This is a genomic window from Cupriavidus sp. MEYA8 (assembly GCF_059278825.1).
On the sequence record NZ_CM181221.1, the window covers coordinates 3,578,292 to 3,598,399 of the forward strand.

16 protein-coding genes and 1 tRNA gene are annotated in these 20,108 nt (G+C 65.9%); 8 read left to right on the plus strand and 9 right to left on the minus strand.

Features of this window, described 5'->3' with window-relative positions:
- Nucleotides 1-91 precede the first annotated feature (91 nt).
- Entirely contained in the window at nucleotides 92-577 is a 486-nt protein-coding gene (locus AC5WJ1_RS16745; protein WP_029046491.1) for an Lrp/AsnC family transcriptional regulator, read from the minus strand.
- Nucleotides 578-746: 169 nt separating this feature from the next.
- On the opposite strand from AC5WJ1_RS16745, the gene phhA reads away from it, so the two are divergent.
- From phhA to AC5WJ1_RS16765, 4 genes are all read left to right on the plus strand, one after another.
- Nucleotides 747-1,682, plus strand: a complete 936-nt coding sequence (gene phhA, locus AC5WJ1_RS16750) for a phenylalanine 4-monooxygenase (protein WP_240745911.1) — start codon at nucleotides 747-749, stop codon at nucleotides 1,680-1,682.
- A 143-nt stretch (nucleotides 1,683-1,825) separates the two neighbouring features.
- Nucleotides 1,826-2,131, plus strand: a complete 306-nt coding sequence (locus AC5WJ1_RS16755; RefSeq protein WP_494476230.1) for a 4a-hydroxytetrahydrobiopterin dehydratase — start codon at nucleotides 1,826-1,828, stop codon at nucleotides 2,129-2,131.
- 154 nt (nucleotides 2,132-2,285) lie between these two features.
- Nucleotides 2,286-2,990, plus strand: coding sequence for a response regulator transcription factor (locus tag AC5WJ1_RS16760; protein ID WP_115678953.1), 705 nt, complete (start codon nucleotides 2,286-2,288; stop codon nucleotides 2,988-2,990).
- Nucleotides 2,991-3,063: 73 nt separating this feature from the next.
- Complete coding sequence (locus tag AC5WJ1_RS16765; protein WP_434033295.1) at nucleotides 3,064-4,722, plus strand: sensor histidine kinase; 1,659 nt, start codon at nucleotides 3,064-3,066, stop codon at nucleotides 4,720-4,722.
- Between the two features lie 13 nt (nucleotides 4,723-4,735).
- Here the strand turns inward: AC5WJ1_RS16765 and AC5WJ1_RS16770 are convergent, their stop codons facing one another.
- Nucleotides 4,736-5,239, minus strand: a complete 504-nt coding sequence (locus AC5WJ1_RS16770; RefSeq protein WP_133096583.1) for an SET domain-containing protein — start codon at nucleotides 5,237-5,239, stop codon at nucleotides 4,736-4,738.
- 1,028 nt (nucleotides 5,240-6,267) lie between these two features.
- On the opposite strand from AC5WJ1_RS16770, the gene AC5WJ1_RS16775 reads away from it, so the two are divergent.
- Together AC5WJ1_RS16775 and AC5WJ1_RS16780 are read left to right on the plus strand one after the other, a co-directional pair.
- On the plus strand, nucleotides 6,268-6,546 hold the full coding sequence (locus tag AC5WJ1_RS16775; protein WP_012354324.1) for an HU family DNA-binding protein: 279 nt from the start codon (nucleotides 6,268-6,270) through the stop codon (nucleotides 6,544-6,546).
- A 250-nt stretch (nucleotides 6,547-6,796) separates the two neighbouring features.
- Entirely contained in the window at nucleotides 6,797-7,792 is a 996-nt protein-coding gene (locus tag AC5WJ1_RS16780) for a DUF2272 domain-containing protein (protein ID WP_133096584.1), read from the plus strand.
- Between the two features lie 75 nt (nucleotides 7,793-7,867).
- On the opposite strand, the gene dinB is transcribed toward AC5WJ1_RS16780, so the two are convergent.
- The 4 genes from dinB to ltrA form a co-directional block, all read right to left on the minus strand.
- Nucleotides 7,868-8,947 carry a DNA polymerase IV gene (gene dinB / locus AC5WJ1_RS16785; protein WP_195427884.1) on the minus strand — a complete coding sequence of 360 codons (1,080 nt, stop codon included), beginning with the start codon at nucleotides 8,945-8,947 and terminating at the stop codon, nucleotides 7,868-7,870.
- 48 nt (nucleotides 8,948-8,995) lie between these two features.
- Nucleotides 8,996-9,898 carry an EamA family transporter RarD gene (rarD, locus tag AC5WJ1_RS16790; RefSeq protein ID WP_135706158.1) on the minus strand — a complete coding sequence of 301 codons (903 nt, stop codon included), beginning with the start codon at nucleotides 9,896-9,898 and terminating at the stop codon, nucleotides 8,996-8,998.
- A 119-nt stretch (nucleotides 9,899-10,017) separates the two neighbouring features.
- A complete protein-coding gene (locus tag AC5WJ1_RS16795; RefSeq protein ID WP_135706159.1) occupies nucleotides 10,018-11,154 on the minus strand; it encodes a TRAP transporter substrate-binding protein in 1,137 nt (378 codons plus the stop codon).
- A 286-nt stretch (nucleotides 11,155-11,440) separates the two neighbouring features.
- Nucleotides 11,441-13,153: a group II intron reverse transcriptase/maturase gene (ltrA, locus tag AC5WJ1_RS16800; RefSeq protein ID WP_171516278.1), complete on the minus strand. Its 1,713-nt coding sequence runs from the start codon at nucleotides 13,151-13,153 to the stop codon at nucleotides 11,441-11,443.
- A gap of 1,489 nt (nucleotides 13,154-14,642) precedes the next feature.
- On the opposite strand from ltrA, the gene AC5WJ1_RS16805 reads away from it, so the two are divergent.
- Nucleotides 14,643-16,337: a carbohydrate porin gene (locus AC5WJ1_RS16805; protein WP_434033953.1), complete on the plus strand. Its 1,695-nt coding sequence runs from the start codon at nucleotides 14,643-14,645 to the stop codon at nucleotides 16,335-16,337.
- Here AC5WJ1_RS16805 and AC5WJ1_RS16810 read toward each other — a convergent pair.
- Complete coding sequence (locus tag AC5WJ1_RS16810) at nucleotides 16,321-17,112, minus strand: aquaporin (RefSeq protein WP_240745912.1); 792 nt, start codon at nucleotides 17,110-17,112, stop codon at nucleotides 16,321-16,323. The genes AC5WJ1_RS16805 and AC5WJ1_RS16810 overlap by 17 nt on opposite strands.
- A gap of 364 nt (nucleotides 17,113-17,476) precedes the next feature.
- Here AC5WJ1_RS16810 and AC5WJ1_RS16815 point away from each other — a divergent pair, with 364 nt between their 5' ends.
- Nucleotides 17,477-19,258: a diguanylate cyclase gene (locus AC5WJ1_RS16815; RefSeq protein WP_494476231.1), complete on the plus strand. Its 1,782-nt coding sequence runs from the start codon at nucleotides 17,477-17,479 to the stop codon at nucleotides 19,256-19,258.
- Between the two features lie 31 nt (nucleotides 19,259-19,289).
- Here the strand turns inward: AC5WJ1_RS16815 and AC5WJ1_RS16820 are convergent, their stop codons facing one another.
- Together AC5WJ1_RS16820 and AC5WJ1_RS16825 are read right to left on the minus strand one after the other, a co-directional pair.
- Nucleotides 19,290-19,754, minus strand: coding sequence for a hypothetical protein (locus AC5WJ1_RS16820; RefSeq protein ID WP_135706163.1), 465 nt, complete (start codon nucleotides 19,752-19,754; stop codon nucleotides 19,290-19,292).
- 275 nt (nucleotides 19,755-20,029) lie between these two features.
- Nucleotides 20,030-20,105 (minus strand) — tRNA-Phe (locus AC5WJ1_RS16825).
- Between the last annotated feature and the right edge of the window lie 3 nt (nucleotides 20,106-20,108).

Sequence of the window (20,108 nt, forward strand, 5' to 3'; positions counted from 1 at the left end):
AGGGTGACACGCACGCCACAGGAGTGCAAGACCGGCGCGCAATCCTGCATGGCGCACCTGGAAAAGATTCAACCCGGACTTAAAAGCCGGCTCAGCGCAGGTGCGACAGCGGCAGCGCCCCCTCGCACTTGATCGCGGTGAGCACGATATTGGAACGCACGCTCTCCACCCCGGGCACCCGCATCAGCCGCTTCATGGTGAATTCCGCCAGCGTGGGCAGGTCCGGCACGACCACGCGGATCAGGTAATCGGCCTCGCCCGCTACCGAATAGCACTCCTGCACCTCTTCGAGCAGCAGGATTTCCTCGCGGAAGCGCTCGACGATGGTGTCGCCGTGGTGCGCCAGCTTGACGCTGATAAAGACCAGCACGCCCAGGCCGAGCGCCTGGGTCGACAGGCTGACGCGGTAGCCGGTGATGACGCCATCGGCTTCCAGCCGCGCCAGGCGGCGCCCGACCTGGCTGGGCGACAGGTGCACGCGCTCGGCCAGTTGCTGGTGGGTGGAGCGGCCGTCCGCCTGCAGCGCGGCCAGCAGGGCCAGGTCGAACGGGTCAAGAGAGACGCTTTGGGCAGTCATACACAAATTCCGCATCGAGTCATCGCATGACGCACGTTACATGCACGATCAATTGAAGACAAGCCGATTTTGCGGCGTATATGCAGCATGCTGTCACTAAACTACGCAGTAAATCCGCATTCCGCGCTGCCGCGCCGCAGCGATCACGCATAACAGGAGACACAAACCTATGTCCGCACCCGCCATGGCCGCCACCGAAGCCCCCGCCGCCTTCCAGGGCACCCTCACCGACAAGCTGCGCGAACAGTTCGACGAAGGCCTGCTGTCCGGCCAGGCGCTGCGCCCCGACTTCACCATCGCGCAGCCGGTGCACCGCTACACCAGCACCGATCACGCCATCTGGCGCAAGCTGTACGAGCGCCAGGCCTCGATGCTGCAGGGCCGGGTCAGCGACGAATTCCTGCAAGGCCTGGCCACGCTGGGCATGGAAAAGGACCGCGTGCCGGATTTCGGCCAGCTCAACGAGACCCTGATGCGCGCCACCGGCTGGCAGGTGGTCGCCGTGCCCGGGCTGGTGCCGGACGAGGTGTTCTTCGAGCACCTGGCCAACCGCCGTTTCCCGGCCAGCTGGTGGATGCGCAAACCCGAGCAGCTGGACTACCTGCAGGAGCCGGACTGCTTCCACGACGTGTTCGGCCACGTGCCGCTGCTGATCAACCCGGTCTTTGCCGACTACATGGAGGCCTACGGCAAGGGCGGCCTGAAGGCGGCCGGCATGGGCGCGCTCGACATGCTGTCGCGCCTGTACTGGTACACGGTAGAGTTCGGCCTGATCCGCACCGGGCAAGGGCTGCGCATCTACGGCGCCGGCATCCTGTCGAGCCAGGGCGAATCGATCTACAGCCTGGACTCGGCCAGCCCCAACCGGATCGGCTTCGACGTGCGCCGCATCATGCGCACGCGCTATCGCATCGACACGTTCCAGAAGACCTACTTCGTGATCGACAGCTTTGAGCAGCTGTTCGACGCGACCCGGCCGGACTTCGCCCCGCTGTACCAGGAACTGCGCGCGCAGCCCACGCTGGGCGCCGGCGACGTGGTGCCGGGCGACCAGGTGATCAACGTCGGTACCCGCGAAGGCTGGGCCGACACCGACGACATCTGATTCCGGCGGCCCCTGCCCCGCTTCCCGCTTTGTGAAACAATGCCGGCATGCCCGCCGCCCCGGCGCGGGCGGGCCGGCTGTCCGCTCTGGCGGCGTCCCCCGACGCTGCCTGCCGATTTCCCAAGACCCAGATCGAGCCCACCATGACCCCTCTGTCCCCGCAAGCCCGAGCCACGCTGCTCGCCGAACTGCCCGGCTGGACCACCGTCCAGGACCGCGACGCGATCTTCAAGCGCTTCACCTTCCACGACTTCAATGCCGCCTTCGGCTTCATGACGCGCGTGGCGATCCAGGCCGACAAGGCCGACCACCATCCCGAATGGTTCAACGTCTACAACCGCGTCGACATCACGCTGTCCACCCACGACGCCAACGGCCTCACACAGCGCGACATCGACCTGGCCCACTTCATCGAGCGCGCCGCGACGGCGCTGGTGGTGCCGGGCTGATACCCGGATACCCCGCGCGGCAGCAGATACCCGGGCGGATGTAGGCAAACCGTAAGGAAGCAGCCGTCCGCGCCGAGTACAATCTGCGGCAGGCCCGCACCGTGTGCTGCATGGGCCCTCCTCCAGCCATGCCCAACCTCCTGCCCGAGCCGCCATGCGTATCCTGCTGATTGAGGACGACCGCCAGATTGCCAGCGGCGTCGAAGCCGGCCTGTCCCGCGCCGGCCACCAGGTACGCGTCGTCCATGACGGCGTCTATGCCACCGAACACCTGCTGCGCGAGCAGCACGACCTCGTCATCCTCGACCTGGGCCTGCCCGGGATCGACGGCATGACCCTGCTGGCGCGCTACCGCGCCCGCAACCGCACCACCCCGGTCATCATCCTGACCGCGCGCGACGAACTGGAAGACAAGCTCTCGGGCCTGAACGCCGGTGCCGACGACTACCTGATCAAACCCTTCGCCCTGCCCGAGCTGGAAGCGCGCGTGCGCGTGCTGCTGCGCCGCAGCCAGCATGGCGAGGCCGCGCCCGAGCGCGACGTGCGCCTGGGGCGCCTGCGCCTGTCCGGCAACGACCGCCGCATGTTCATCGACGCCCGGCCGCTGGAACTGTCGCCACGCGAGTTCGCGGTGCTCGAGCTGCTGCTGCAGCGCCAGGGCCGCGTCGTCAGCAAGGCGCAGCTGCAGGACCACCTGGCCACTTTTGCCCACCCCGCCGGCGAAGGCGGCGATACCGTGGGCGACACCGCGATCGAGGTCTACGTGCACCGCGTGCGCAAGAAGCTCGAGGACAGCGATGTCGAGATCATGACCGTGCGCGGCTTCGGCTACCTGCTGCAGATCCGCGCCGGCCAATGAAAGCGTTCCTGCCGCTTGCGCCGCCCGGCGCACGGCACTGACCCCCGGCCCCGACCCATCAGCCCAGCCGGCAATGTGGCCCCGCTCCCGCACCTCCACCCGGATTTCCTGGCGCACTTCGTCCCGCATCGCAACGCGGAACGAGCTCCCTTCCTCCGCCGCGGCTGACAACGCCGGCGCCGCGCCCGCATCGACACGCCAGGCCGCCCGCCCCGGCTCCAACATCAGCCTGCGCGTACACCTGCTGCGCGCGTTGGCGACGCCGCTGTTCGCGCTGGTGCTCACCAGCGGCTCGCTGTCCTACTGGCTGGCGGCGCACTACACCACGCAGGTGTTCGACCGCGCGCTGTATGGCGTGGCCAACAACATCGCCCAGCAGATCCGCATCGCCGGCCCGCGGCTGGAGCAGGACATCCCGATGATCGCGCAGACGCTGGTCGAGGCCGAGGGCACCGACCGCATCTACTGGCGCATCCACGGGCCCGATGGCCTGATCGGCGGCATGGACACGTGGCTGGGCTACGGCACCGGCCAGACCACGCTGCACGATGCCCGGCTGTTCTATGCCTGGTTCAGCGGGCGCCAGGTGCGCGCGGTGCGGCTGCCGGTGATGCTGCCCAGCGCCGCGGTGGACGAGCTCGGCACCAGCGAGGCCGGCAAGCCCGCGCGCGGACCTATCGTAATCGAAGTGGCCGAGCTGCTGGACCGGCGCGAGACCGCCGCCAACGAGATCCTGCTGTCGGTGTCGGTGCCGCTGATCCTGCTGCTGCTGGTCGGCAGCCTGATCCTGTCGCACGTGCTCAAGGAAGAGCTGGTGCCGCTGCAGATCCTGGCCGACAAGCTCAACCGGCAGACCGCGCGCTCGCTGGCGGCGCTGGACGAAACCCAGGTGCCGGCCGAGGTGGCGCCGCTGATCCGCGGCCTGAATGCACTGCTGGCGCGGCTGCGCGACGCCCTCGATGCACAGCGCAAGTTCATCGCCGATGCCGCGCACCAGCTGCGCACGCCGCTGACCGCGGTCAAGCTGCATGCCGACCGCGCCATGGAAGCCGATTCTCCGGAGGTCGTCCGGCATGCCCTGCGTGAAGTCCAGACCGCGGCCGACCGCGCGGTGCGGCTGTCGAACCAGCTGCTGTCGCTGGCGCGCGCAGAGCCTGGGCTGTCGCTGGAGCGGCTGGGGCCGGTGGAGCACTTCGATTTGGCCGAGCTTGCCTTCGAAATCGGCGCCGAATGGGTGCCGCAGGCACTCGCGCGCCGCATCGACCTGGGTTTCGAGATATTGCCCGGGCCTACCTTCACCGGCAGCACGCCCGCGGTTGTGCGCGGGAACCGCCTGCTGATGCGCGAGGCGCTGTCCAACCTGATCGACAATGCGGTGAAGTACGTGCCGGCCGGCGGCCGCATCACCGTGCGCGCCGGCGGCGAGGCCATGGGTCACCGCGGCATGGCGGTGGTGATGATCGAAGACAACGGGCCCGGCATCCCGCCGCAGCGGCGCGAAGAGGTGTTCAAGCGCTTCTTCCGCGGCGACCGCGCGGCGCAGAGTGGCGGCGCCGGCCTGGGGCTGGCCATCGTGCACGAGATCGTGACGCTGCACCAGGGCACCATCCATATCGAGGACGTGCCGCAGCAGCCGGCCAGCCTGCAGGGCACCGAGTGCACGCCGGAGCGCCGGCCGGTCATGCGCTTCGTGATCCGGATCCCGTGCGAGCCGGCAGGTTCGACCGGCTGAAGCGCCTTCGGCCTTACTTCTTCTTTTTCTTGTCCTTCGGCGCCAGCATGGTGCCGCGGCATTGCGGGCTGCCGCAACGGCACTCGAATTCCTTCTTCAGCTTGGCCGTATAGCGCGCCTCGATCACCAGCCCGTAGTCATAGAACAGCTCTTCGCCCTGGGCGATATCGCGCAGCGCGTGGATAAAGACGCGTCCCTTCTTCTCGCGCGCCTCGCAGTTCGGTTCGCAGGCGTGGTTGATCCAGCGCGCACGGTTGCCGCCGAACTTGGCGTCGATGACGCTGCCGTCGTCCAGGCTGAAGTAGAAAGTGTGGTTGGGATCGCTGGGATCGTGCGGGTGGCGCTCCAGCGCCTTCTTCCACGAGATGTGCTCGCCCTTGTACTCGATCACGCGCTCGCCTTCGGCGATGGGGGCGATCGCGTATACGCCCTTGCCGTGCACGCCCGACTGGCGCACCTCGATCCGGTCGCTCGCGGTCTTCTTGCCCGCTGCCTTTTGCTTTGCCTTGTCCGCCATTTGCCTTTCCATGCGTGTCGCCTGCCTGTGCCGGCCGTTCCGGCGCGATCGGCATGATACCGGCGTGGCTGCGACACGTATACGTGACCCCTGGTTAACGGCTCGACCGCTCGCCCTGGCAGGTATACGGCCTGGTTACGGCCGGTCACGTAAACCTCGCGCATGTGGATAACCCCGCCTCCTTCTGTGGAAAAGCACGCGGATTCGATGTGGGCTGCCTGGGGCCCGCATGGGGATGCCTCGGGCATAAGTCGGAGGCGTATACCGCAAGACCTCATCCATAAGGCCGGTTCATCCACTGCGACCAACAATGGATGCAACCACTTCTCGTTTACGTAAACCGTTGACGGCAAAGACGTTTACATAGTTTTCCACAGCCGGAGGCGCCGTTTACCTACTACCACTATCTGTATACATGAAAGAAAGATGTAAACCGAAAGGCGGAACCAGGGCAGCGGCAAGAGCCCGGCGTATACCGGTGCCCGCAGAGGTTGCCGTATACGCAAGTCTGAACACGCCGGATCCAGGCATGCACAAGCCGAATACCGTCTTGCGAGGCAGGTAACCTTGCCTGGATCTGCATGCAACATAGTGCAGCCGGACTGTGGGGCTTTTAGGGCGAATACAGGCGCGTATACGTGCCGGAGGCTCCCTGAGGTCCATCCCCAGTCGCAGAGGGCCCGTAAACGCCTCTGCGGCCCTCTATGGCCTTTGAACGGCCCGTGGGACATCCTGTAACGTGGCGGGCTGGCCGCCTGCCTGTGCAGCGTCATGTGGCCGTCCATGCGCTCGCCGCGCGGCGTTTGCACCGCAACGGCAGCGCCCGCAACCAGGTCTGCCAGCAGGTCGATTTGCCGCCAGCCACGGCCTGAGGCGGCCTGGCGCAATCCTGCAGGTAACAATCTGTTCGCGGTGCGCCTTGTCCGACACGGTATGATGTGGCCCGCGGCGTCTTTTGCCGGTCCGGTGGCAGCCTTGCTACCGCCGACCGGGCGCCTGTGTTTTATCAACTCGATACGGAGTGAAGCATGACGAAAACCGAACTGATCGACGCTATCGCAGCCGGTGTGGACGGTCTCACCAAGGCCAAGGCAGAACAGGCACTGAACGTGACCCTGTCGGCCATCATGGACGCCGTGGCCAAGGGCGATACGCTGAGCCTCATCGGCTTTGGCACGTTCAGCAAGGGCGAGCGTGGCGAGCGCATGGCGCGCAACCCGCGCACCGGCGAAGAAATCAAGGTGGAAGCCGCCAAGACCGTGAAGTTCAAGGCCGGCCAGAAGTTCAAGGACGCTGTCAACCAGTGAGCCTGACGGGCTGCACTGCACGGCCCGTGTTTGTTTGACCCCGCCATGCCGCCGCCGGCCGCAAGCTTCGGCCAGGGCGCAGGCGAGCGCCAGGCGGGGGACGTTATCCACAGCAGGGATCGACGTTTTCTGCAGTATCCGCCGCAGCGCTGAAGCCATTGCCGAAGCGGTTGCGCGTTAGGACTTCCAACAGGCGTCCAGCCAAGGCCGATGCAGGGCCGGACGGGGCGCCGAGCCATGTGGGGCTTCCATGTTCGCCCGTCCATTGCGCCGCAGATCTCCACAGCGTTATGCACAGCGCTTTCCACAGCGGATTCCACAGGTTTCTCCACAAGCCATTTGCGCCGCCGCGGCGCTGGCGCTGCTGAGCGCCTGCACCACGGTCAGCGAACCCGCGCGTCCGCAGGCACGGCCGCTGGCCGACAACGAGCGGCCGGTCACCACGCCCGGCGCCACGCCGCGCGAGCGCATCGTCGAGATCGCCACGCAGGAGTGGTCGCGCTGGGGCGGGCAGGTGGTGCGCCTTGGCCGCGACGACAGCGCCTGCGTCACCTACAGCCCCGCGCCGGCTCCCGAACTGCCCCCGGCCCTGCCTGAACCGCCGGAGGTGCAACCCGAGGACAAGGCCGATACCGGCGCGCCCGCCAGCGGCACCAGCGCCGACACCGACAGCAACAACATCAAGTGGCCTCGCGCCGATTGCATGACTTTCCCGGACGGCACCGGCATGGAGGCCACGCCGCTGGGCTGCACGCTGGCCCGGCGCTACTGGGGCATCGTCGGCGAAACCCCCAGTTGCCGGCAGGTCACGCAAGGCGCCTGGGCCTGGTCGGCGGTGTTTATCTCGTGGGTGTTGCGCAAGGCCGGGCTGGACGAGCAGCAGTTCCTGACCGGCCAGTCACATTCGATGTATGTAGTCGATGCGCGCGACGGCATCCTTGCCCATCCCGCCTTCCGCATCGAACCCGTTCCGGCCATGCCCCGCCCGGGCGACATCGTCTGTTCCGGGCGGGGACGCGACCGCTACCTCGAGGATGTGGCGGAGATCGGCTTCGGCACCACCCCGATGCATTGCGACATCGTGGTGGCCGTCGATCCGGCGGCGCGGGTGGTGCGTGCCATCGGCGGCAATGTCCAGCAATCGGTATCGATGGAGGAAATCGAACTGGGCGATTCGGGGCGGATCGATGGCGTGACCAATTCGCACATGCCCTGGGTGCTGGTGATGCGGAACAACCTGCAATAGGCAGAGCATCATCAATACGAATAATCGATCAGCGGTAAAAATCCACCCATTGATTATTCGCTCGAATAATTGGTTTTACTCGAACAGTTCGAGCTGCGACCGATCCCGGTCGCTGGTCGCCACCCCTACCCCCAGCAACCGCACCGGCAGCCCGCGCCGGGCGTGGCCCTCTGCCAGCAGGCGCGCGTAGACCGTGCGGTCGGGCGCATGGCCGCGGCATTCCACCGTGGTCTGGCGGAAGTCCGAAAAGCGCAGCTTGACCGTCAGCTTGTCGATGGTGCCGTGCGCCTGCGCGCGGGCAATGCGTGCCTCGAGCATGGCGATCAGCGGCTCCAGTTCGACCAGGCATGCCTGCAGGTCGGGCAGGTCGTCGGCATAGGTCTCTTCCACGCTGATCGACTTGCGCTCCCGCTCGGGCGTCACCTCGCGCTCGTCCTCGCCGCGGCACAGCTTGTAGAGCCGCGTCCCGAACGCGCCGAATTCGCGGTGCAGCCGGTCCGGCGACCACGGCCGCAGGTCGCCGCAGGTCTGCGCGCCCAGCCGCCGCAGCTTGGCCGCGGTGACCTTGCCGACCCCGTGGATGCGTTCGACCGGCAGCGCGGCGACGAAGGCATTGACCGCCGCCGGGCGGACCACGAACAGCCCGTCGGGCTTGTTCCAGTCGCTAGCGATCTTGGCAACGAATTTGCTCGGGCCCACGCCGGCCGAAACGGTCACGCCGACCTGGTCGCACACGCGCTGTCGGATTTCTTCGGCGATGCGGGTGGCGCTGCCGGCATGGCGCGTGCAGAGGCTGACGTCGAGATAGGCCTCGTCCAGCGACAGCGGTTCAACCAGCTCGGTGTATTCGCGGTAGATCGCAAAAATCTGGCGCGATACCTCGCGATATTTGTCCATGGCCGGACGCAGGATCAGCAGATCGGGGCAAAGCTTGACCGCCTGCGCCGACGCCATGGCCGAGCGCACGCCGAAGGCACGCGCTTCATAGTTGCAGGTGGCGATCACCCCGCGCCGGTCGGGCGAGCCGCCCACGGCCATCGGCCGGCCGCGCAGCGAGGGGTCGTCGCGCATCTCGACCGAGGCGTAGAAGCAATCGCAGTCGCAATGGATGATCTTGCGCTGGACCGGGGGCGTGGCATCAGGCGGCGCGGACATGGCCGGGGCACCAGGTTTATCTACATGAAGAATAAACGCTTCGCTGACTCAAATCGATTCATTAGTCGCCTGGATGGAAGCCGCCTTTTGCCGGCTGTTCACCCACAGCCCTTCCACCGCATACAGCGCCAGCGAAATCCAGATCAGCGCGTAGCCGACCTGCTTCTGCGCGGGAAACGGTTCATGCCACAGCCACACGCCCAGCAGCAGCTGCAGCGTCGGCCCGGTGTATTGCAGCAGGCCCAGCAGCGACAGCGGGATGCGCCGCGCGCCGGCGGCGAAGAACAGCAGCGGCACCGCCGTCACCGGCCCGGCCATCAGCAGCAGCAATTGCGTACCAGGCGCTGCGTGGGTGAAGCCATCCTGCCCCGTGGTGAAGAGGTAGGCCAGCATCGCCGCGGCAAAAGGAAACAGAAGCAGCGTCTCCAGCGACAATCCTTCGAGCGCGCCCAGCGCCCCCGTCTTGCGCAACAGCCCGTAGCCGCCAAAACTGGCCGCCAGCCCGAGTGCGATCCAGGGCAACTGGCCCGCCGCCACCGTCAGCCAAGCCACCCCGGCCGCTGCCACCGCGATCGACAGCCATTGCACCGCGCGCAGCCGCTCATGCAGGAACACCACGCCTAGCAGCACGCTGAACAGCGGATTGATGAAGTAGCCCAGGCTGGCATCGACCACGCGGTTGGCCGACACCGCCCAGATATAGAGGAACCAGTTGGCGCACAGCAGCGCCGCGCTGGCGCCGAACGACAGCAGCAGGCGCCGGTCCCTCAACTGCCCGAGCCAGGCCCACTGGCGCCGCCAGGCCAGCACCAGCCCCAGGAACGCCAGCGACCACACCATCCGGTGCAGCAGGATCTCCGTCGGCGCAATGCCGGGCAGCGACTTGATATAGAGCGGGAGCAGCCCCCAGATGACATAAGCCAGGAGCGCGTACAGGATGCCGATTTGCATAGGGAATTCCGGTCGATGCCGGCGATTCTACCGGCGCCGGGAAAAGCTCGCCGGGCAATAAAAAACCCCATGCCCGCAGACAGGCATGGGGTTTGTGCCCGGCACCGGCCGGAACGTGCTTAGAGCTTGCGCGCGAAGCTGAACTGCGAGTAGGCCTGCTCGGCCACGTTGAACCACGCCGCCTCGTTGTTGCGGAACACGCGCCAGTCGTCGTAGATCTTCTTGAACGACGGGTTCTTGGCGGTTTCGTCGGCGTAGGCTTCCTGCGTCGCCTTGAAGCAGGCTTCCATGATCTCCTTGGAGAACGGGCGCAGCTTGACGCCGTTTTCCAGCAGGCGCGCCAGTGCCTGCGGGTTGACCGTGTCGTACTTGGCCATCATGGTGGTGTGGGCCTCGATGGTCGCCGTTTCCAGTGCGCGCTTGTACAGCGCCGGCAGCTTTTCGAACTCGCTGGCCGAGGCGTAGAACGACAGCTGCGCGCTGCCTTCCCACCAGCCCGGGTAGTAGTAGTACGGTGCCACCTTGTAGAAGCCCAGCTTCTCGTCATCGTACGGGCCCACCCACTCGGCCGCGTCGATGGTGCCCTTTTCCAGCGCCGGGTAGATGTCGCCGCCGGCGATCTGCTGCGGCACCACGCCCAGGCGCGACAGCACCACGCCGGCGAAACCGGCGATGCGGTACTTCAGGCCCTGCAGGTCGGCCACGGTCTTGATTTCCTTGCGGAACCAGCCGCCCATCTGCGCGTTTGTGTTGCCGCCCAGGAAGTTGACGACGTTGTATTCCTTGAAGAACTCGCGCATCAGCTTCATGCCGTTGCCTTGCAGCATCCAGGCGTTCTGCTGGCGCGCGGTCAGGCCGAACGGCACGGTGGTGTCAAAGCACAGCGTCGGGTTCTTCCCGAAGTAGTAGTAGCCGGCCGTGTGGCCGATCTGCACGGTGTTGTTCTGTACCGAGTCCAGCACCTGCAGGCCCGGCACGATCTCGCCCGCCGCGAACACCTTGATGTTGAACTTGCCGTCGGTCAGTTCCTTCACGCGCGCCGACAGCAGCTCGGCGCCGCCGAAAATGGTGTCGAGCGACTTGGGGAAGCTCGAGGCCAGGCGCCATTCCACGGCCGGGTTGCTGCCGACCACGGCCGGTGCTGCCGGACCGCTGGCGGCGGCAGGCGCTGCCTTCTCTTCGCCCTTGCCGCACGCGGCCAGTGCCCCGGTGGCGGCTACGGCCGACGCCTTCAACAGAAAGGAACGACGTTCCATCTCTACTTCTCCTCTTATAAATTTTGGTTCGGTTGCAAGCGCGCGGCTCGCTTGGTGCCGGGCGCGGGACCGTGACGCACATGCCGCCGGCGATCGTGTCGATAGGCGGCCTGCGCACGCTGTGCCTGTTGCGAACGGGCACGGCGGCGTGCCCTGCATGGCCGGGACTTGCGTCGCACGGCGAGGGCTGTCTTACCCGAAAGAGTAGGGTAGGGACGAAGGTCATTACTGACCTGTCCCCCCCTAGGAACCGTACGTGCGAGTTTCCCCGCATACGGCTCGAGTCTCAACTAAATGCCCCTTCGGACACCGGCTTCACAACAGTTCTACCTTGGTGATGCACTTGCTTGTGACAGTTCGGATGCAGCAGCACTCGATTCCCTAGCGCATCGGAGCCCCCGCGTATGCGAGGTTCGATGTGATGATCTTCCCATCCTGTTTCCTTGGTTATCTTGCACTGACACACTGCGCACAAGCCTTGCTGGGATAGATACAGCTTGATCCACTGCTTCCGGTGCGCCATGTTTTCCAACATACGCTCCTGTCGCAGCTTCTCGCCGTACCGTTCCTGCGTTGGATCGAAAGGATTGTAATCCCCCCGAATCTTCTTGTGCCGCCGGATAGGCGTACCCGCGAGCGAGTACAACTCCGTCCAACCTACACTGCCGTTGCCGCTCACGAACTTGGTTCCAAACACCCAGTTTCGTTCGCCGACGGTCGCAAAGTATTTCCTACGCACCCATTCGACGGACTTATGTGGATGTCGCCGCTTTGCCCACCGTCGTAGAGCATTAAAGATTTCATGCTCCACACGGGCGAACACCGCTTTCGCCACCACCGGACTGTGATACTGCGCCCAGCCCCGTAGCATCGGGTTTAACAGTCGAATTAAGACCGACTGCTCCACCGTCTTGTTGGTGCTGATAACCGCCTTTACCTTGCGATAGAACGCTTGCGCGTTTTTCTTGCTTGGCTTTATGAGCAGTGTTCCCGAGTACTTCCGGAAATTCCACCCTAGGAAGTCAAAGCCGTCAGTGATGCTGACGATCCGCGTTTTCTCCGTCGACAGCGACAGCCCCCGTACTGCAAGGAACTGTTCTACCCACGGCTTCACTTCGTTCTCTAGGACCTCCGGCGTATCACCGGTGATGACGAAGTCGTCCGCGTAACGCACAACGTTCACTTTGAGCCTTTTCGTCTTGGTCGCTCCCAACTTCGTTCCGAGGAACTTGGTCAGTTGTGTTTCCAAGCCGTTCAGCGCCACATTTGCCAGAGTCGGGGAAATGATGCCTCCCTGCGGTGTTCCGGCTTCGGTCGCCTGAAACTGACCCTGAAATACCACGCCAGCCTTCAACCACTTCCGAAGGATTGCTTTGTCCATCGGGACATTGCGCTCCAGCCAGTCGTGACTGATATGGTCAAAGCATCCTTTTATGTCAGCTTCCAGCACCCATTGAGCCGAGGCCTTCTGGGATAAGGAAACAAACAGCTGGGACATGGCATCCGCGGTGGATCGGTTGGTCCTGAACCCATAGGAGTTCGGATCGCTCGTTCCTTCGGACACCGGTTCCAGTGCCAGCAAATACAGCGCTTGCATGGCTCGGTCCAACATGGTTGGAATGCCCAGAGGGCGCTCCTTCCCATTGGCCTTGGGGATGAAAACCCTCCGTAATGGCAAAGGTCTGTACCCCCGGCGCTTCAACCTCCCAATGGCTTCCCACCGGGCTTCAGGCGTTGTCCACTTTTCGCGATCGACGCCTGCCGTTCGCTTACCTTGGTTCATCGTCACTCGTCGTACCGCCAGTGCTTTGGCGGAGAACGAGCGGGTCAGAGACCGTTGCAGGGCTTTCACCCTACGCCAGTCCCCTTCCTGTGTCGCCTTCGCAATTCGAATCTGCATTTCTCGAACGTTCCGCTCCACGCGGCGCCAATTAATGGCGCCCCAGGTTTGCGGCACGCCGGAGAGCGCAGATTCATCCTTGCGGATCAATGCTTCCATGCTGCTCTCCAATCTTGAGGATCTCCCCCAACATCAAGAGACAGCACGCCCCTTGAGGGACGTGTTGCCCCTCAAGGGAAGAAAAATTTAAACAAGCGAGATCAGTCAGCCGTCCTGCGACGATTGACCAGTTGGAAGTCTGCCCGCTTTCGCGTGGGATGATGTCTCAACCCCTATCCGGACCATTACAGCCCGGCATTCGCTTTTTCCAACCTCCCATACCCGCACAGCCAACAGCGTTCCTTGCGGTTCGCCTGCCTGAGCCAAACTGCGCTCCGGCAGCCATACGGGCTTACCACGTTCCCTGCGCATTACACGACTGGGTTAGGGTCTGCCTTTCCGCCGGTGGTCATCGTGGCGACGTGTCCCAAGGCTTGAGTAGGACAACCGACCACACACCTTTTGGTTAATGCCTAGCAGCAGCTTTGGCATCTCAATCGTTACGACGTTTATCAGCAGTTCACTTACGTTACCCATACCAGTCAGCCTAGCGCCTCAACCCCGTTGCTGCTCGGAGCCTCCACCATCCTGTCTCGCGACCTGATGGCACCCTTTCGGGGGCTACATTGTCAGGAGAGCTTCACACCCCACCGTTACCAGTGACGCATGTCTCCCTAGGCTACTGCTAGTCGCATAGCAGGTTCTCTATCGTGTAACCCTTTCGGGCATATCCGACCGAACCATAATGCACAGAGCTACCGCTCCGGGACCTCACTTACCTACCACTGTGCTCCTATGCAAGCGAGCGCCTGACGGCATCGGTCGCTCTTGCGAGCGCTGGCTGCCGTCCCAAAGAACGTAGCGCCGTTCTATCCAGAACGGTTTGAATGCTATGTTGCGGCGATACAACGGAATCTCCGCTGTTTGGCCGCATACACCCTCCGTTAGGGGGATGTCTACAGAGAACTCGCCCAAAGGCGAGCGTCCCCGCCCTTGGGCAATGGCTGGAAATCCATCCAGCAAAAAGCAAGCTGCAAGTCGGCCAGTGTTCCGGCTTCCTCACAACACATCGGACTCCCCTCTGGCTGTTCGGCCGGGTTCGTCTAAGCAAGTAATGGTCGAGATTGGACGGTTCAGGCCAAGGCCCTCCCCTTGTCTCGACAAAGGTCGATGCTCCTTACGTTGGAGCTACCCGGACACGAGAATGCGTGTCGCACCAAGCCAGCCGATTATAGCGGTGGCCCTTTCGGCACGGAGCATCGTGCCAATGCGGGTTTTCGCTAGTCGATTGCGACAGGAAGCGTGTGATTTTCGCATTGTGAGACGGGCAACACTGTGAGGGATTTTGTAACCCGGCTTGCGGTCAAATGGACCGGCTGATAAAAAACAGTCCCCGCCTTCGGCGGGTTTTGTTCGATCCAGCCGCGTGCTCAGGCCGCTGGAATCGTCGTTTCGCCTTGTTGTCGTCGTGCCCTCCGCCTTGCTGACCTCCTCCTGCCGGCTTGCCGCCGAACCCTCCTGCCTGCGCGCTGCCGCCGGCCTGGGCGGCTTGCCCCTGCGCCGCATCGGCTTTGCCGTGCTGGCAGCCTGGGGGTTGGCGGCGTGCGCGCAGACGGTCGCCCCGTTGGCTGTCGCCCCTGACGACGGCACGCAGCCTCCGCGCATTGCGCAGCGGCCGGCGGTGCCGCCGGTGGTACTGGCCGCGCCTGCAGCGCCTGTCGCGCAAGCCGCGACCGCGCCGGCAGCCACCGCGGGCCAGGACGACCCGCTGGCGGCGCTGATCGCGGGCGATGCGTCCACGGCTCCCAGCGGGACCGTCCCGGTTGTGGCGCCTGCAGCGGCGGCCGCGCCGTCCGAAGGCAGCGCCCCCGCGACCGTTGCCGCCACCGGCGCCGCGGATCCGGCTTTCGTAGGACCGCCGGAGCCGCCGGCGCCGGCACCGCCGCCGCTAGTGCTGTTCCCGCCGCGTCTGGGTGAGTTCCAGGCCGATCCGCCTGCCGCGCCGCCCCCGGCAAGGGCCGAGGCTCTGGCGGAGGCTGCTGGCGATGCCACCACCACGGCGCAAGCGCCTGCCGAGGCGCCGCCTGTGTTGCGCTCGCAACTTCCCGCCGACGATCCTGCGGGCGACTCGGTGTGGCGCCTGGGCTACAGCGGCCGCGCCGCCGTCGAAGACCGCCCGGCGACCATGCGCGCCTGCCCGGGCGGCGCGCTGTCGACCGGCATCGGCAGCGGCCTGGCCTGCCGCAGCGCCGGCGAAGTGAAAATCCGCGAGTCGGTGCTCGATGTCGATGGCGGTCCGCAGGTGATGCTGATCGCCCAGGCGCGCGGCACCGACGCCACCACCGTCAACGGCCGCCCCGCCGCGATCGATCCCTACGCGCTGGTGCCGCAGTTCTATACCGCCGTCAGCGGCCTGGCTGTGCTGGACGGCGCCACCATGTGGGCGGGCCGGCGCGACAATGCGCCGTTCCTGATGTCGTCCGGCCTGCTGCCGCCCAATTCCACGGCGATGCGCTTCGGCATCGACAACGCCAGGGTGATCGGCGACATCGGCCTGAACTACCAGTACACCGCGCGCGCGGACCAGAACGGCCAGAACCTGCCGAGCTACCACTCGCTGCGCACCGCGCCCATCCCGACCAACGACAAGGGCACGGTGCAACTCGGCTTCACCCGCGTCGAAGCCCAGCCGATGGTGCAGGACACCGGCGGCGCATGGTGGGCGTCGGCGCTGCACGAGCAGAAAGGCGTGCTGTACGGCACCAATCGCCTGGGCATGCAGTTTGGCTCAGGCTCGCGCAGTGCCATGACCGGCTACACCGGCATGGGGCCATCGCTGTCGCGCATGCGCGTGGCGGAATCGATCGAATGGAGGGGCCGCTCGGGTCTGGGCGGCGCGGTGGAACAGAGCCTGCAGTTCGATCGATCGCCGGTCGGCACGCTGCAGTGGACCACCACGCGCGTACGCCCCGCCTATGTGGCGAGCGACCAGTTCCGGCTGAACTTCGAGGTATCGCACGACCAGATTTCGTCGGGCTTCGGCGTCAGCGGCCAGCGCACCGCGCTGACGGTGGCGCCCACGCTGACGCTGGGCAAGTCGGCCGGCAACGCCAACCTGCGCGCGTTCTATACCTACAGCCGCGCCAGCGACGTGGACGGCATCGGCTATACCGCGCCGGCCGACGCATGGGCGTCGCAGGCCAGCGGTTCGATCTTCGGCGTGCAGCTCAATCGGCGCTGGTAGCGCCAGTCTGCCAGTTGCGCCGCGTGGTTGCGGCGGTGGTTGCGGCGGTAATCGCGGCGGTGGTCGCGCTTTCGGCCTGGGCCGGGTTTGACGCATGCGCCGTGTCCTCCGCAGCCGGCGGCTTGCGGCACAGCCAGTGGAACACCAGCGTCGCCGCCAGGCCGCCGCCGAGCTGCGCCAGCACGAAGCCCGGCACATCGACCGGCCGGATCCCGGTGAAGGTATCGGTCAGTGCACAGGCAATGGTCAGCGCCGGGTTCGCGAACGACGTCGACGACGTGAACCAGTAACCCGCCGTGATATAGCCCGCCACCACGAACGGCACCAGCTGCGGCCGGCTGCGCAGCGTGCCGATGCCCACGCCGACCAGCCCGAAGGTCGCCACGCATTCGCTCCACCACATCGACGCACCGGTACGCGCCTGGCCCGACCACGCCACCGCCGGTTCGCCGAACATCGCATGCGCGGCCAGCACGCCGCACACGGCGCCGGCCAGCTGCACCGCCACGTAGCGCAGCGCATCGCGCGGCGTTAGCGTGCCTTGCACCAGCGCGGACAGGCTCACCACCGGGTTGAAGTGCCCGCCCGACACCGGCCCCAGCGAGACCAGCAGCGCCACCAGCCCGGCGCCGGTGGCCAGCGAATTGGCCAGCAGCGCCAGCGCGGTATCGCCGGCGGCAAGTCGCTCGGCACGGATGCCCGAGCCGATCACGATCGCCACCAGCAGCGCGGTGCCCAGTCCCTCTGCCACCAGGCGGCGGGCGCGCGTACTCATCGCTGCGCCCCCATGCCGGCGCGCAAGCGCAAGGTAGTGGCCACGAGTGCGGGACAGACGGGGGGAATTTGCAGCGGCAAGATCGGCAACGTCGCCTGAGACGACGCCTCATACGGTGGCATTCAGCGGGGGATTTTCCGTGCGCGATGCCAGGTCCCGCGCGGACGCGACAGTGTTCCGCCGGCGCCTCCGAGCGTCAATGCGCGGCGGCTTTGTTGTGTGCTGACGCCGGGTATCGAATCGACACCGCGGGCTGGCTCTCGTCTACACTAAGCCAGTCTGCACGGCCAGCACATCGATATCGCGCGCCTGCCCGCCGGCAGGCCAGGCCCGACCCCTGACCGCACCGACAGGAGCCCGCCCCATGTGGCGACGTTTGCTGCCGCAGCCGCGCTGGCTGCCCCGCCTTGCCGTCATGCGCCCGCAACGGGTCGTGCTGGCTTGCTTCGGCGCGGTGTTCCTGGTCACGCTGGTGGTCGCCGCGCGCGAGCTGTACCTGGTGCGCGAGCGCGTCATCGGCGAGCGCCAGCATGCGCTGGTGCTGCGCGCGCTGGGCGTCGACGCAATCCTGTCCGCCGAACGCCGCCGCCTGTTTTTCCTGCGCGACTTCTCCGAGTATCTGTTCGCCCTGTACGCCAATGTCGGCACGGCCGATGCCGATATCGAGCGCGCCTATGCCGCCCGCAATGACGATGCCTGGCAATTGCCCCTGCAGCGTGGCGATGCGCCACTGATCGGCGTCGGTCCCCGCAGCCTTGCCGGCCTGCAAGGCTTTGCCCGCCGCGATGCCGACCTGAAGGCCGACCTGATGGTCGGCCGCACGCTGAGCCAGCTGCTCGGGCTGGGGCTGCGCGGCGACCTGATCCAGGGCAATGCGCTGTTCATCTCGTCCAATGGCTTCTTCGCTATCTATCCGCCGCAGGATCCTGCCAAGGCCGTCCGGCTGATGCAGCGATTCGACAGCATGGACTACTATCGCGGCCACATGCCGGCGCGGAACCCGACCCGGTCAATCCATTGGGCGCCGCTCTATACCGAATTCGAGGGTTCGCGCGTGCTGACGACGATCAGCATCCCGGTCTATGCCGGCAGCCAGTTCCGCGGCGTGATCGCCGTCGACGTCGCGCAGCAGCGCCTGCACGAGCTGCTGGGTGCCGCCAGCGAGCCGGGCACGGTGCACTACATGGTCAATGTGCACGGCGACGTGGTGTCGTCATCCGGCAGCGGGCTCACCGGCCTGCGGAAGTGGCCCGAGGCCATACCCGGAGACTGGTCCGGGCATGGCGTGGCGGAGTTGTTCGCGCGGGGCTCCGGCATGCTCGGCCACAACGGCGACCTGCTGTTCTTCCAGCGCGCGGGGCAAAGCCCGTGGCTGGTGGTCGACGTGCTGCCGCTGTCTTCGCTGGCACCGGCGATGTTCAGCCGATTGAGCGGACCCCTGCTGATCGTCTGGCTGCTGTTGCCGCTGCTGCTGTGGGTCACGATGCGCGTGGTCACGCAGCTGTTCGATCACTACCTTGCGCTGGGCGAGAAGCTGCAGGAACTGGCGCAGCAGGACCCGCTCACCGGCCTGGCCAACCGCAGGCATTTCCGCGCCAGCTTCGGGCGTGAGGCCAGGCGCCAGCAACGCGGCGGTACCGCGCTGTCGGTGCTGCTGATCGATATCGATTTCTTCAAGAAGGTCAACGACCGCTGGGGGCACGCCAGCGGCGACCGTGTGCTGGGAGCGCTGGCGCAGGCCCTGCACGGCACGCTGCGCGGGTTCGACCTGCCCGCGCGCCTTGGCGGCGAAGAGTTCGCCGTGATGTTGCCGCAGACCGGCCTGGCCGATGCGGTGCGGATCGCGGAGCGCCTGCGCGAGGCGATCGCCGGCTGTGCGGTGGCGGCCGAGCCGGAAGCCGAGCCCGAGTCCGATCCCGCGCTCCATGCCGCAGACGCGGGAACCTCGGGCCCCGAGCGCGTAATCCGCTTCACGGTCTCGATCGGCGTGGCCGAATCGCCGGCCGACGCCCCGCTCGCGCTGGACGCGCTGCTGGCGATCGCCGACCGGCGCCTCTACGATGCCAAGACGCACGGGCGCAACCGCGTCGTCAGCGACGACGGGCTGCATGCGGGCGAAGCGGATATATCGGAGCGCTCGACCTGAGTTCGCACCTGAGTTTGCACCCCGGTTCGCCTCAGCGCAGCAGGAACGCGATATCGTCGACGCCGATCTCCGACACCTGGATGCCCTTGCGGCGCTGGAACAGGATGTGCTGCTGCACGCGGCTGCGCTGCTCGGCGAAGACCGCCGGATCGATCGGCGTACCCAGTCGCATGTAGTGCTGCACCAGCAGCTTGTAGGCGCGATGGCGCACCTGCATGGCCTCGGCCACGGCTCGCAGCCGCCGCATCTCGGCCGGACTGCGGTCCACCGCCTGGTGCAGTTCGTCGACGGTGCGGGCATGGAGTTCGCGATAGACGTCGCGTTCCGCCTCGGCCTGGTGCAAGGCGTCGCGCAACTCGCGGATCTTGCGCTGCAGTTTCAGCGTCTGCGTCACGGCCTGCTGGACCTTGCCGGCCGCGCCCAGTGCCTGGCTCGCCGCGGCCATGGTGCTCTTCCACAGGCCGCGCTCGCCGCCCGTCCCGATCAACGTATCCATCTGACCCCCGGTAGAAAGGACTTCCCTGCGCCGGGTACCGCATTGTTCTGTAGCCGAGAGCGGTTTTGCCGGCGCGCGACGCGCTGCCAGGTGGCAGGGCATCAGGCAATCCTAGAGATACCTATAACGGGTGCCAAGTAGAAGATATTTACTTCTGGATTGGGTGTTGCGTGGCAGGCAAAGACATTGGCCTTGATGCCAGCGGGCCGGACCATGACCGACACCGCTTTCCAAAAGCAAAAAAGCCCGGCTGCAAGAGCCGGGCTTTTTTATTCTGGTGGCCTGGGACGGAATCGAACCGCCGACACAAGGATTTTCAATCCTCTGCTCTACCGACTGAGCTACCGGGCCAAA

Bases quoted from the DNA above. Each gene is read 5' to 3' on its own strand.
- dinB (WP_195427884.1), bottom strand. From the start codon at position 8,947: ATGTCCGCGCCGCCTGATGCCACGCCCCCGGTCCAGCGCAAGATCATC.
- AC5WJ1_RS16820 (WP_135706163.1), bottom strand. From the start codon at position 19,754: ATGGATACGTTGATCGGGACGGGCGGCGAGCGCGGCCTGTGGAAGAGC.
- AC5WJ1_RS16770 (WP_133096583.1), bottom strand. From the start codon at position 5,239: ATGGCGGACAAGGCAAAGCAAAAGGCAGCGGGCAAGAAGACCGCGAGC.
- AC5WJ1_RS16745 (WP_029046491.1), bottom strand. From the start codon at position 577: ATGACTGCCCAAAGCGTCTCTCTTGACCCGTTCGACCTGGCCCTGCTG.
- AC5WJ1_RS16780 (WP_133096584.1), top strand. From the start codon at position 6,797: ATGTTCGCCCGTCCATTGCGCCGCAGATCTCCACAGCGTTATGCACAG.
- AC5WJ1_RS16760 (WP_115678953.1), top strand. From the start codon at position 2,286: ATGCGTATCCTGCTGATTGAGGACGACCGCCAGATTGCCAGCGGCGTC.
- AC5WJ1_RS16810 (WP_240745912.1), bottom strand. From the start codon at position 17,112: ATGAGTACGCGCGCCCGCCGCCTGGTGGCAGAGGGACTGGGCACCGCG.
- ltrA (WP_171516278.1), bottom strand. From the start codon at position 13,153: ATGGAAGCATTGATCCGCAAGGATGAATCTGCGCTCTCCGGCGTGCCG.
- AC5WJ1_RS16815 (WP_494476231.1), top strand. From the start codon at position 17,477: ATGTGGCGACGTTTGCTGCCGCAGCCGCGCTGGCTGCCCCGCCTTGCC.
- AC5WJ1_RS16755 (WP_494476230.1), top strand. From the start codon at position 1,826: ATGACCCCTCTGTCCCCGCAAGCCCGAGCCACGCTGCTCGCCGAACTG.
- AC5WJ1_RS16795 (WP_135706159.1), bottom strand. From the start codon at position 11,154: ATGGAACGTCGTTCCTTTCTGTTGAAGGCGTCGGCCGTAGCCGCCACC.
- AC5WJ1_RS16765 (WP_434033295.1), top strand. From the start codon at position 3,064: ATGTGGCCCCGCTCCCGCACCTCCACCCGGATTTCCTGGCGCACTTCG.
- AC5WJ1_RS16775 (WP_012354324.1), top strand. From the start codon at position 6,268: ATGACGAAAACCGAACTGATCGACGCTATCGCAGCCGGTGTGGACGGT.
- rarD (WP_135706158.1), bottom strand. From the start codon at position 9,898: ATGCAAATCGGCATCCTGTACGCGCTCCTGGCTTATGTCATCTGGGGG.
- phhA (WP_240745911.1), top strand. From the start codon at position 747: ATGTCCGCACCCGCCATGGCCGCCACCGAAGCCCCCGCCGCCTTCCAG.